The organism is Bradyrhizobium sp. Rc2d (genome assembly GCF_900099855.1).
Lineage (GTDB): Bacteria > Pseudomonadota > Alphaproteobacteria > Rhizobiales > Xanthobacteraceae > Bradyrhizobium.
Genome location: NZ_FNCU01000021.1, coordinates 1 through 12,203, shown reverse-complemented (window position 1 = coordinate 12,203; position 12,203 = coordinate 1). Strand labels below are relative to the sequence as shown.

The 12,203-nt window shown below is 62.8% G+C and carries 11 protein-coding genes; 8 read left to right on the top strand and 3 right to left on the bottom strand.

What is annotated here, in order from left to right:
• Positions 1 to 8: 8 nt before the first annotated feature.
• On the bottom strand, positions 9 to 392 hold the full coding sequence (locus tag BLV07_RS24610) for a hypothetical protein (RefSeq protein WP_091890747.1): 384 nt from the start codon (positions 390 to 392) through the stop codon (positions 9 to 11).
• A 377-nt stretch (positions 393 to 769) separates the two neighbouring features.
• On the opposite strand from BLV07_RS24610, the gene BLV07_RS24605 reads away from it, so the two are divergent.
• The 4 genes from BLV07_RS24605 to BLV07_RS24590 all read left to right on the top strand — a co-directional run bounded on the left by BLV07_RS24605 (position 770) and on the right by BLV07_RS24590 (position 3,489).
• On the top strand, positions 770 to 1,714 hold the full coding sequence (locus BLV07_RS24605; RefSeq protein ID WP_091890744.1) for a metallophosphoesterase family protein: 945 nt from the start codon (positions 770 to 772) through the stop codon (positions 1,712 to 1,714).
• Between the two features lie 14 nt (positions 1,715 to 1,728).
• Complete coding sequence (locus tag BLV07_RS24600; protein WP_091890741.1) at positions 1,729 to 2,064, top strand: cupredoxin domain-containing protein; 336 nt, start codon at positions 1,729 to 1,731, stop codon at positions 2,062 to 2,064.
• Between the two features lie 115 nt (positions 2,065 to 2,179).
• Positions 2,180 to 2,728: a sigma-70 family RNA polymerase sigma factor gene (locus tag BLV07_RS24595; RefSeq protein WP_164939366.1), complete on the top strand. Its 549-nt coding sequence runs from the start codon at positions 2,180 to 2,182 to the stop codon at positions 2,726 to 2,728.
• Positions 2,725 to 3,489: an anti-sigma factor family protein gene (locus BLV07_RS24590; protein WP_091890738.1), complete on the top strand. Its 765-nt coding sequence runs from the start codon at positions 2,725 to 2,727 to the stop codon at positions 3,487 to 3,489. Before BLV07_RS24595 ends, BLV07_RS24590 begins: the two co-directional genes overlap by 4 nt.
• Positions 3,490 to 3,613: 124 nt before the next feature.
• On the opposite strand, the gene hpnO is transcribed toward BLV07_RS24590, so the two are convergent.
• Positions 3,614 to 5,005 (bottom strand): aminobacteriohopanetriol synthase HpnO, encoded by a 1,392-nt coding sequence (gene hpnO / locus BLV07_RS24585; RefSeq protein ID WP_091890735.1) that lies wholly within the window; start codon positions 5,003 to 5,005, stop codon positions 3,614 to 3,616.
• A gap of 140 nt (positions 5,006 to 5,145) precedes the next feature.
• Between hpnO and BLV07_RS24580 the strand changes: the two genes are divergently transcribed.
• Positions 5,146 to 5,772: a DUF2147 domain-containing protein gene (locus BLV07_RS24580; RefSeq protein WP_176945731.1), complete on the top strand. Its 627-nt coding sequence runs from the start codon at positions 5,146 to 5,148 to the stop codon at positions 5,770 to 5,772.
• Here the strand turns inward: BLV07_RS24580 and hpnN are convergent.
• A complete protein-coding gene (hpnN, locus tag BLV07_RS24575) occupies positions 5,740 to 8,328 on the bottom strand; it encodes a hopanoid transporter HpnN (protein ID WP_091890729.1) in 2,589 nt (862 codons plus the stop codon). The two genes, BLV07_RS24580 and hpnN, sit on opposite strands and share 33 nt — an antisense overlap.
• A 459-nt stretch (positions 8,329 to 8,787) precedes the next feature.
• Here hpnN and ispH point away from each other — a divergent pair, with 459 nt between their 5' ends.
• The 3 genes from ispH to BLV07_RS24560 all read left to right on the top strand — a co-directional run.
• Positions 8,788 to 9,714, top strand: coding sequence for a 4-hydroxy-3-methylbut-2-enyl diphosphate reductase (gene ispH, locus BLV07_RS24570; protein ID WP_091890726.1), 927 nt, complete (start codon positions 8,788 to 8,790; stop codon positions 9,712 to 9,714).
• A gap of 35 nt (positions 9,715 to 9,749) precedes the next feature.
• Entirely contained in the window at positions 9,750 to 10,910 is a 1,161-nt protein-coding gene (hpnH, locus tag BLV07_RS24565) for an adenosyl-hopene transferase HpnH (RefSeq protein ID WP_091890723.1), read from the top strand.
• A 791-nt stretch (positions 10,911 to 11,701) separates the two neighbouring features.
• The coding region (locus tag BLV07_RS24560) for a helix-turn-helix domain-containing protein (RefSeq protein ID WP_143035487.1) at positions 11,702 to 12,203 on the top strand (502 nt) is incomplete at its 3' end.

Genomic DNA, 12,203 nt, shown 5'->3' with positions numbered 1-12,203 from the left:
TGGCTGGATTAGGGCACCGAAGGGCTGCCCGTTGGCACAGTCTTCGTCCCGCTCTGCGCTGGCGGAGGCGTTTTAAGCATCTTCACCCCGGTCGTCGTATCCGTTGCCGGGACGGTATGGTCCTCGCCCTGAAATACGCTGCCTTGACCTGGGACTTCGTCACCCGGTCGACCCGGATTGTTGAGTCCATTCAGGAATGGTTGGCTTTCTTGGCCGGGGGTGTTCGACAGTCCGCCCGCAGCCACGGCGGTGAACAGATGGTCTGCTGCATAGCTCGGGCAAGAGACTGCGAGCAGTGATGCGCCTGCCGCAAGGATCGCGAGTGTTCTCATCATCATCAACTCCTCTTCAGTTGCGTTCGCCAAGACGTCAAACTCGGCAGCCTGCGTCATTGGCGAACCTTGAATTCAGTTGATCTCCAGCTGTTCCTATTCTCTCGATGCGAGCTCACCTTCGAACGAGTTAGTTTCTGACACCGAAGTCAGTCTCGTCGATTCGCGGATGATTGCTGCGACTGAACGCTGCATCCTGATCGTTGCGTAAGCACCAAGAAACGACGGTCCGGCAACGGCTTCCACGGCGCGAGATGGTTGCTCAGCTGCGCCACCATTGGCGTCCGCGGTGCGGAGACCACCTGTTTCGGGGTAAACCGGTTCTCGGAAACGTGATTAGCTGGTCCCGATCCATTTTATCTGGAGCCCGGGAATAAACCCGCCCCTCTCCCGATCACCTCCCGGCAAGCCCAATTTCGGGCCAGAGGAGATGCGTGATGAGCGGACACGACCATGGCGAAGACGGCGTCAGCCGCCGCAAGGTGCTGGAATGCATGACCTGGGCCGGCACCGGTGTACTCTGGACCATCACCGGCGGCGTGCCGCGCTCGCTGGGCATCATCGATTCTGCGCAAGCCGCGACCGCGGCTGCGCCCGGCATGACATTCCTCCAGATCAGCGACAGCCATGTCGGCTTCGACAAGCCGGCTAATCCCAACGCACTCGGCACGCTGGAGGAAGCCGTGGGCAAGATCAATGCGATGCCGATCAAGCCGTCCTTCATGATCCATACCGGCGACATCACCCATTTGTCGAAGGTCACCGAGTTCGATGACGCAGAGCGCATCATCTCGCAGACCAAGCTCGACGTGCACTACGTGCCGGGTGAGCACGACTTCATCGACGAGGAGGTTAAGCTCTATCGCGAACGCTACGGTCGCGGCACCAAGGGGCACGGCTGGTACTCATTTGATGCCGGCGGCGTGCATTTCGTCGGCCTCGTCAATGTCGTCGACCTCAAGGCTGGCGGCCTCGGCAATCTCGGCGCCGAGCAGCTCGCCTGGCTCGAAGACGATCTGCGCGGCAAGTCGAAATCGACGCCGATCGTGCTGTTCGCCCACATCCCGTTGTGGACCGTCTACCCGCAATGGGGCTGGGGCACCGAGGATGGCGGCCGCGCACTGGAATACGTCAAGGGTTTTGGCTCGGTCACCGTACTCAACGGGCACATCCATCAGGTGATGCAGAAGGTCGAGGGCAACGTCACCTTCCACACCGCGCGCTCGACCGCCTTCCCGCAGCCGGCGCCGGGGGCCGCTCCCTCGCCCGGGCCGATGAAGGTCGAGGACGCTAGACTCCGCTCCATGCTCGGCGTTGCCAGTATCAACTTCAAGCAGAACGAGCAGCGCCTCGCCATCATCGATACGCCGCTCCAGGGCTGAGAGAAAGGCTGATCATGAAGACACTTAATCGCCGCGACTTCGGTATCGACTTCGGTCTCGCTTTGGTCGCGGCCATCCTGCTGCCCGCAACGGCTGCCCGCGCTGACGAGACGGAGGTGCACATCGACAATTTCGTCTTCCAGCCGGCCGAGCTCAAGATCAAGGCCGGCACCACCGTGACCTGGACCAACCGGGACGACATTCCGCACACTATCGTCTCGGCCGGCAAGTTCAGGTCCAAGACCCTGGACACCGACGACAAGTTCTCGTTCACCTTCACCAATGCGGGCGATTACAAATATTTTTGTTCGTTGCATCCGCACATGACGGGGATGATCAAGGTTGAGTAACATCTCGAGCCGAGACATCAACGTCTTGCCCGGCCGGTGGTCCCACACCGGCCGGGCTCGGACGTCTTCGATCACGGCAAAAGACGAAGCAAAGCAAGAGGCAAAGCGAGGAGCGATGCCCGCCACCGACGATTTGCAGAAGGCGCAGCGCTTCCGCGAAGCGGCACTGCCCCATCTCGACGACGTCTACACGCTCGCGCGCTACCTCCTGCGCGATGCCTCCGACGCCGAGGACGCGGTGCAGGAGTGCTATCTGCGCGCGCTGAAGCACTTTGACAGTTATCGCGGGCCGGCGATGAAACCCTGGCTGTTCGCGATCCTGCGCAACGTCTGCAACGCAGAATATGCGCGGCGGGCGCACAGGCCCAGCGCGATCGAGGATACACCCGGCGCCGCGGAGCAGACGCCGATCTGGCAGGAGAGCGAGGCAAGCCCGGAAACCGAAGTGCTGCGCAGCCGCGATGCCGGCGCGATCCGCAAGCTGATCGACACGCTCGCCGAACCGTTCAAGGAGACCTTCGTGCTGCGGGAGATCAACAACCTGTCCTATCGTGAAATCGCCGAGACGGTCGGCGCGCCCATCGGCACCGTGATGTCTCGCCTCGCCCGCGCGCGCGCCATGTTGCGCGCGGCCTGGACGGCGGAAGAGGAGCAAGCAAGATGACCTGCGACGAAGCAAGAATCCTGCTTCACGCGCTGCTCGACAATGAGCTCGATGCCGGCCATGCGCGCGAGGTCGAAGCGCATATCGCCAGCTGCCCGGCCTGCGCCGCCGAGCTCGCCGCGCAGCGCGAGATGCAGCGCGTGCTCGCCGACACCGATTTGCGCTACACCGCGCCCGCGAGCCTCCGCGCTCGGATCGAGGCGTCACTGCCGCAAGCACAGCACCAACCGACTCGCCGCTCCTTGCTGCGCGGCTTTGCGATGGGCTCAGCCGTCTCCGCGCTCGCCGCCTCCGGCGTCGTCGCATTGGTGCTGCGCCAGGACGACCAGCAGCGCATCCTGTCGGAGGTCGTCTCCGCGCATCTGCGCTCGCTCCAGGCCGGCCACCTCACCGACGTGGTCTCGACCGACCAGCACACGGTCAAGCCGTGGTTCAACGGCAAGCTCGACGTCGCCCCGCCCGTGATCGATCTCACCGCGCAGGGCTTCACACTGGTCGGCGGCCGGCTCGACTATATCGATGCGCGCGCCATCGGTGCGGTCGTCTACCGGCGCCGGCAGCACGTCATCAACCTATTCGTGTCGCAGACATCGAACGTGGAATATCGCGCGCCGAAGACCGAGACCATGCAAGGCTTCAACTGCCGCCGCTGGGGCAATCGCGGCCTGAATTTCTGGGCCGTCAGCGATATCGCCGCCGACGAGCTCGCCGAGTTCGTCGACAAGTTCGAGGCGGCGATGAAGGCGAATGTGGAGGGATAGATTCACCCCGCACCGTCATTGCGAGGAGCGAAGCGGCGAAGCAATCCAGACTGCCTCCGCCGAGATAGCCTGGATTGCTTCGCTTCGCTCGCAATGACGAATGCCGAGATGGCTCGGCCAAAAATCAGGCCGACCGTCTCACCGCGTTGTCCACCAGGGTCTTGCCGAGCGACCAGATCGCGCCGGGGACCTTGTGGCTGCCGGCGATGACGTCGTCGAAGGCGCGCTCGATCCAGCTGCAGTCTTCCTCGGTGATGGTGAGCGGCGGCAGCAGCTTGATGGTGTGACTGCCGTGGCCGGCGACCTGGGTCAGGATCTTGTGATCCTTGAACAGCGGCACGGTGATGAGCTGGCAGAACAGGCCCTTGTTGGCGGTCTCCAGCACGTTCCAGGAGGCACGCAGGCGCAGCGATTTCGGCGGGCCGAACTCGATGCCGATCATCAGACCCTTGCCGCGGACTTCCTTCAACAGTTCGTAGCCGGGCACCATGCGCGTCAGCGCCAGGCGCAGCTCGGCGCCGCGCTTGGCGGCGGACTCGATCAGCTTCTCGGACTCCATGACGTCGAGCGTGGCGATGCCCGCAGCCATCGCGAGGTCATTCTTGGAGAAGGTGGAGCCGTGCACCACCGCACGGTCCATCTGGTTGAAGATCTTGTCGAAGATGGCCTTGCGCGTCAGCACCGCGCCGACAGGCACGTGGCCGCCCGACAGCGACTTCGACAGCAGCACTATGTCGGGCTCGACGTTCCAGTGCTCGACCGCAAGGAAGCGGCCGGTGCGGCCCATGCCGGTCTGGATCTCGTCGGCGACGAACAGCGTGCCGTATTTCTTGCAGAGCGCGGCCGCGCCGGGCAGGAACTCGTCGGTGGGCATGTTGACGCCCTTGCCCTGGATCGGCTCGACGACGAAGGCCGCGACCTCGCGTGAGGCCAACGCCTTTTCGAGCGCGGCCAGATCGTTGAACGGGATCGGGGTGCAGCCCGGCAGCAACGGCTCGAAACCGGTGCGGAAGTTCGAATCGCCCGTGAGCGACAGCGCGCCATAGGTCAGGCCGTGATAGCCGTGGGCACAATAGACGATGCCGGGACGGCCGGTCGCGCCGCGCGCGAATTTGATTGCTGCCTCGACGCATTCAGCGCCGGAATTGGCGAAGAACGCCTTGTCGAGATAAGGGACGTATTTCAGAAGGCGCTCGGCGAGCACGCCGGCGAGCGTCGAGACATCGAACTGGACGAGGTTCGGCAGGTCGGCATCGAGCACGCTCTTGAGCGCCTCGCGCATGACCGGATGATTGCGCCCGATCGCAAACACGCCGAATCCGGACAACAGGTCGAGATAGCGCGCGCCCTCGCGGTCGTAGAGGTACTGCCCCTGCCCCTTCTGGAAGCCGACATCGTAGCCGATGGTCTTGAGAACCCGAACGAACTGCTCGTTCAGATACCGATTATGCAGGGCGCTGCGCTGGGCCTGACGGTCCGCGAAGAGCTCAGACATGTCTGGATTTGGACTGTGCATCCGCTACATACTTCGGTTGAGGGCCGTCTAGTCAACTGAAAACGGACCGCTATCGAAACGGTCTGTGCGGCCTTTTGCCCTTTTTCGGACCATCTTCGCAAGCACAGCTTTAAACCATGTTGCACTGCCAAGGAACTATCATGCGTTTAGCCCTTTACACCGGAATAATACTGGCTGGCGGTTACACCTGTCTGACCCCCGCGCTCGCCACAGACCCGACCGGCGACTGGCGGGTCGCCGACGGCGTCGCCAACATCCGTGTCGCCCAATGCAGTGGCAGCATGTGGGGTGCCGTCTCCTGGGAAAAGCAGCCCGGAGGCCGCGACGAGAATAACCCGGATGTGTCAAAAAAGAACAGGCCGACGCTGGGCATGCCGACCCTGATCGACATGAAGAAGAAGCCCGGCGTCGATCAGTGGGAAGGACAGGTCTACAACGCCAAGGACGGCCAGCTCTACAGCGCCACCATCACGCCGGCCGGGACTGACCAGCTCGAAATCAAGGGCTGTGTGATGGGCTTTCTCTGCGGGGGCGAGACCTGGACCCGGGTTGGTCCGCCGATCCCCTTGAGCCCCGCCAACGCCATGGCCAAGGGCGCGCCGAAGTCCACCGGCGCGGCACCGAAAGCCCAGGGCACGACGGGCGCCTCAGCAGCTGCCCCGGCAGCCCCGAAGGCCGCCGGCGCGGTCAAGCCCGGTCAGAAGGGCGCCGCCGACCCGGTCGGCGACATCTGCCTACTCCCTGAGATTGCGGGGTTTGCCCATTAGGGCCGGCTGGAACAGCAGCACGGCGGCAAGCGTCGTTACCAGCGACAGTGCGAGCAGCTTGCCCATGCTGGACGTGCCGGGATGGCTGGACAGCCACAGGCTGCCGAACGCAGTCGCCGTCGTCAGCGCGCTGAAAAAGATCGCACGTGTCAGGCTGGTCTGGAGCAGATTCGTCCTGCCCGAGCGCCACGCCACGACATAATAGATCTTGAAGGCGACGCCGACGCCGAGCAGCAGCGGAAACGCGACGATGTTGGCGAAGTTGAGCGGCAGGCCGACCAACACGCAGATCTCGAGCGTCACCGCGCCGGCAACCAGAAGCGGCACCAGCGTCATCAGCACGTCGACGAACCGCCGCAACGTGATCCACAAGAGCAGGCCGATCACCAGCAGGGCATAGATGCCGGCATGGATGAACGCCTTCACTACGGTGTCTCCGGATTTCAGGATCGAGACCGGCCCGCCGATCGCGGTCGGCTCAGCCGCGAGCACGGCCGCGGCAAACTTGCGCAGCGTGTCGTTGTCATTGGGATCGCCCTTGGGCAGCGCCTCGACGCGGATGACGCCGTCCTTGCTCTTCCAGGCGCTGACGAGATCCGGCGGCAGTGACTTCAAGGTCACCGGCTCGGCCTGCAGCGCGTTTTTGAGCTGGTCGAACACGATCTTCATCGGTGTGACAAACACGTCCTGCGCCTTGTTGCGCGTAGCCTCGTCGGAATTAGCGAGCTTCTCGAGCGCGTCGGCCAGCCGGCGCGAGGCGAGCGCACCCGGTCCCTTCGCATCGCCCGCGGTCCGGCGCAGATTGTCGACCGAGGATTTCAGCGCTTCGACGTTTTCCTGGTCCGACGGCGCCGCGTCGATCTGGTCGGGATTGAGCGCGGGGTTCAAGACCTTGGCGCCCTGCGCGAGCAGCTTCAGCTTCGGCGGCTGATCCTGCGGCACGAAGCTGTCGAGCGACATCACCCGCAGCACCTCGGGCACCTTCTCCAGCTTCGCCTCGACCTGCTTTGCCTGCTCTTCCGACGTCGTCATCACGTTGATGGCATTGGCGCCGGTGTTGGGATCCTTGCGCAGGTCGAGGAAGGTCGCGATCGATTCGGCATGCGGATTGCGCAGGTTCATCGGGTTGAAGTCGAACTTCATGAAGTAGAGCAGCGGCAGGCCGCCGAGCGCCAGCAGCAGCGTGCCGCCGACGATCAGCACGCGGTTCTTTTCGAGGAAGTGATCGAGCGGCGCCAGGAAGGCGTAACCGACGGGCTCCGGCTCGCCGGGCGGGTTCAACAGCTTCAAGAGCGCCGGCAGCACGGTGATCGACGAGAGGAACGCGACCAGCATGCCGACGCCGGCGATCTGGCCGAGCTCGGAGATGCCCTTGTAGTCGGTCGGCATGAAGCAGAGGAAGCCCGCGGCCGTTGCCATCGCCGCGAGCGACAGCGGCACCGCCGAGCGCTTCGCCGCCAGCACCAGCGCGCCCGAGAGATCGTCGTGCTTGTAGCGCTCGGAGCGGTAGCGGACGCTGTACTGGATGCCGAAATCGACGCCGAGGCCGACGAACAGCACCGCAAACGCGATCGACAGCAAATTGAGCGAGCCGACCATCATCAGACCGGCCGCGGTCGTGATCGCAAGACCCACGAAGAGATTGACGAACACCGCGAAGATGATCTTCGCCGAATGCAGCGCCAGCCACAGGATCAGCAGCACGACGAGAACCGTGCCGATGCCGTTGACGACCGCGCCTTCCTGGACGGTCGCGTATTCCTCGTTGGCGATCGGGACCGGGCCGGTCAGCCGCACCCGCGCCTGGTATTTGGTCGGGAAATCCAGATCCGCTGCGGCCTTGCGGATCGCGTCGGTGGCGCCCTTGCCCGGCTCCAGCGCGTTGTAGTCGAGGACCGGCTTGAACTCGATGAAGGCGCGCTTGTCCGAATCCTTCAGCGGCTCGTCGCTGACGAGCTCGCGCCAGGAGAAGCTGGCATTGCCCTTGTTGAGCACGGTCTCGACCGTCTGCGCGATCAGGTTGAAAGGCCGCTCCGTGTTGTCGAGCTTGACCTGGCCGCGCTTGACGCCGGCAAGTCCAGTCTCGAGCGCGCCGGTCAGGCCGCGGATCGAGGGGTCGCCCGCCATGATCTCGATCAGGGGCGCTGCCGATTCGAATTGACCGGTAATCTTGCCGACCTCCTCGGTCGGCAGGAACAACAGGCCGTTCTTCTCGAAGAACTCGCCGCTGCCGAGCTGCTGCATCGATTGGAAGTTGGTCTTGTCGTCCTTGAGCTTGGCAAAGAGCGCGTCCGCTGCCGCGCTCGCCATCTCGGGCGTTTTGGCCTCGACGACCGCCGTGATGGTCGCGTCGCGGTCGAAGGCGCGGTCGAACTGCTGGTCGCGCTGGCGCCAGTCCAGATTCTGGGCAATCAGCGAATTGATGTCGGTGTTGATGGCGAAGTGGCGCGCAGCGTAATAGCCCGCTCCCACCGACAGCAGGAGCCCGAAAATGACGACGAGGGAGGCAAACCGGGTACAGGCCCTGACGATGGCAACAACGACGCTTTGCAGCACTTCTTTTCTTTCTGCGGTTAACAGCTTGCCGGAAACGCCCGCTGTTTATCGGAGTTCCCGGGCGAAACCTATTGCTGTTTGAGTGGTTCTCGCCGCGACAAGGTTCGAGGTAAACGGCGGAGGACCCGTGGCAAAATCATGCGGGGCGGTCGGTATAGCCGGGGAGTTGAGGCGGGAAAGTGACGAAAGAGTGAGCCAAATGTCGCCATTTGCTCACCGGGAATGACCTACTCAAATACCACCGAACTGCCTTTGTCTGGGAACCCAAGGAGCGTTCGACTTCCCTTGCTGCCGATTTTTTGACACAAAGTATTGCGCCTCCATGCGCCGGAGCCCAACGGGGGTGGGCAGCTACCGCTGCGCGACACCAATGGTGCGGATATTGCACCCATTGGTCAGTATCGAGGTGCTGCCGGGAACTTTGAAGCGGATTGGTGCAACTTGCGTGATGGGCGTCCAATGGAAGTTTATCTGGCGCAGCCGCGCGGCTTCTGCGCGGGCGTGGTGCGTGCGATCGAGATCGTGGAACGGGCCCTGGAGAAGTACGGTCCGCCCGTCTACGTGCGCCATGAGATCGTGCACAACAAATACGTGGTCGAGAGCCTGAAGAACAAGGGCGCGATCTTCGTCGAGGAATTGTCCGAAGTGCCGCCGAAGGCGGTGACCGTTTTCAGCGCCCATGGCGTCGCCCGCAGCGTCGAGGAAGAGGCCGCCGCGCGCGATCTTCCGGTGCTGAACGCCACCTGCCCCCTGGTCACGAAAGTTCACAATCAGGGGAAGCGCTACATCACCAAGGGCCGCACGCTGATTCTGATCGGCCATGCCGGCCACCCCGAGGTCGAGGGCACGATGGGCCAGGTCCCGGGGCCGGTGCAGCTTGTTCAAAGCGTTGAAGAGGTTAACGCCCTGACGCTGCCGGCGGATACGCCAATGGCCTACATCACCCAGACCACCCTGTCGGTCGACGACACCAAGGACATCATCGCGGCCCTCCAGGCCCGCTTTACAGATATTCAAGGTCCGGATATCCGGGATATCTGCTATGCGACACAGAACCGCCAAACTGCGGTAAGGGATTTGAGCAAGCTGGTCGACGTGATCCTGGTGGTGGGCGCTGCCAACAGTTCGAACTCGAACCGGCTCCGCGAAATCGGCACCGAAGCCGGCGTCGCGAGTTATTTGATTGCCGACGGCAGCGAGCTCAATCCGGCGTGGTTGAAGGATGCCAGGACCGTCGGCGTCACGGCCGGCGCTTCGGCGCCCGAGGTACTCGTGGATGACGTGATTGAAGCGATGCGGCGGATCGGACCAGTGAAGGTCTCGGTGTTGCCGGGCCGCGAGGAAAACATCGAATTCCGGCTTCCGGCCCAATTGGCTGCGAGCTGACTCACCCGAATTCAAAGCCCAGAAAGAAACTTGTAATGGCTATCCCGTTCTTCAAGGAAATGCGTATCGGCGGCTATTTGCTCAAGCAGAAACTGCTTGGCCGCAAACGCTATCCGCTCGTGCTGATGCTGGAGCCGCTGTTTCGCTGCAACCTCGCCTGCGTCGGCTGCGGCAAGATCGATTATCCCGACGCGATCCTCAACCGCCGCATGACGGCACAGGAGTGCTGGGATGCCGCCGACGAATGCGGCGCGCCGATGGTCGCGATTCCCGGCGGCGAGCCGCTGATCCACAAGGAGATCGGCGAGATCGTGCGCGGCCTCGTCGCGCGCAAGAAGTTCGTCTCGCTCTGCACCAACGCGCTGCTGCTCGAGAAGAAGCTCGATCTGTTCGAGCCCTCGCCGTATCTGTTCTTCTCGGTGCATCTCGACGGCCTGCGCGATCACCACGACAAGGCGGTGTCGCAGAAGGGCGTGTTCGACCGCGCCGTCTCCGCGATCAAGGCGGCCAAGGCGCGCGGCTTCACCGTTAACGTCAACGCCACCATCTTCGACGGCCATCCGGCCGAGGAGATCGCAAAATTCCTCGACCTCACCGTCGAGCTCGGCGTCGGCGTCTCGATGTCGCCGGGCTACGCCTATGAGCGCGCGCCGGACCAGGAGCACTTCCTCAACCGCACCAAGACCAAGAAGCTGTTCCGCGACGTCTTCGCGATGGGCAAGGGCAAGAAGTGGAATTTCATGCACTCCGGCCTGTTCCTGGACTTCCTCGCCGGCAACCAGGAATACGAGTGCACGCCGTGGGGCATGCCCGCGCGCAACATTTTCGGCTGGCAGAAGCCCTGCTACCTGCTCGGTGAAGGCTACGCAAAAACCTTCAAGGAGCTGATGGACACCACCGACTGGGACAGCTACGGCACCGGCAAATACGAGAAGTGCGCCGACTGTATGGCCCATTGCGGCTACGAGCCGACCGCGGCCACCGCAGCCCTCCACAACCCGCTGAAGGCGATGTGGGTGTCGCTGCGCGGCATCAAGACCTCTGGTCCCATGGCGCCGGAGATCGACATGTCCAAGCAGCGCCCGGCGCAGTACATCTTCTCGGAGCAGGTCCAGAAGAAGCTCTCCGAGATCCGCAAGGACGAGGCGGCTGCCGCGCAAGCAAAGGCCGCGCAGAAGGCTTCGACCGCCGCGTAAGCGCGCTGGTCGGCACGAACGAAAAAAGGCCCGGTCGCGAATCGCGACCGGGCCTTTTCTTTTGTTCAGCTCAGGCGCCAGGGAAGGAGCAGCGCGGTGCGTAGGCTGCGCTCCCTCCCCTCGTCACTTGGTCGGCCCGGGATCCCTCCTGCAAAAAAGTGAAAAACAACCCCATGCACAGTAGAAACGCGGCCGGCGAACGGCACATCGTCCGTTCGGTTAAGCCATTGCTGCGTCGAGGAAATATCAGCAACAAAGAGGCGAAGATCGCTGCATAGGCGAAGAGGAGCGATTTCGCAAACAACGACAGACGATGGCAATCGGAGCAACGCGCAGAATTCGTTCAGGAATTGCAATTCAAGGACAGCGCGGATTTCGAATTTTACGAATATCGTTTGACCCGTCGGGCAAAACAGTGTCACTATGGCATGCTGGCCCCTTTCGAAAGCGGCACCAACTGGTCGCCTCTTGCTGCTACAGGCTATCCTCGAAACGCCTGTCACTGTAATTATCGTGTCTCACTTCAGGGGTGCAGTCCAACACTGTCACCGTAATTCCGATCGGGCGGGCGAACAGTCAGATGATGACCGCGATTACGGAGAGCGGGGATCGAGAAGCGAGGGGTTTCGCAACGGCTCAACCTATCAAGGTGGCCCTTCGTATTCTGCTGTCGTCTCGGAATACTGGATCGCCCGGTCAAGTGTTCAGCCCGGGGACATGACCGACGGGTGTTCGGGGACATAGCCGACACGTCATAGTGCACGGATTTGGCAGTGTGGGAGGCCAAGTCCATGCCCTGGCGAGAGGTGTCGGTGATGGATCAGCGGCGAGAGTTCGTTCGGCTTGCGATGCAGGAGGGAGCGAACCGACGGGAACTCTGTCGGCGGTTCAATATCCATCCCGATACGGGCTACAAATGGCTTGCACGATGGCAGGCCGACCAGGACATCGAGGACCGCTCGCGGCGACCGCATGCGAGTCCGAGACAGACCGATTGCGAACTCGAGGCGCGCATTATCGCGGTACGCGATGCTCATCCGGCATGGGGAGCTCGCAAGATAGCTCACTGCCTGGAGCGTAATGGCTTTCGTTCGCCAGCCGTCTCAACAGTCCATCAGATCTTGCGTCGGTCTGGCCGCATCAAGCCTCCGGTCGGCGGCGCGGTGGCCAGCCATCGTTTTGAGATGCCGGCCCCCAATCTGTTGTGGCAGATGGACTTCAAAGGCTGGGTTCGGCTCGGCAATGATGCCCAATGCCATCCCCTGACGGTCGTGGATGACCACTCGCGCTATG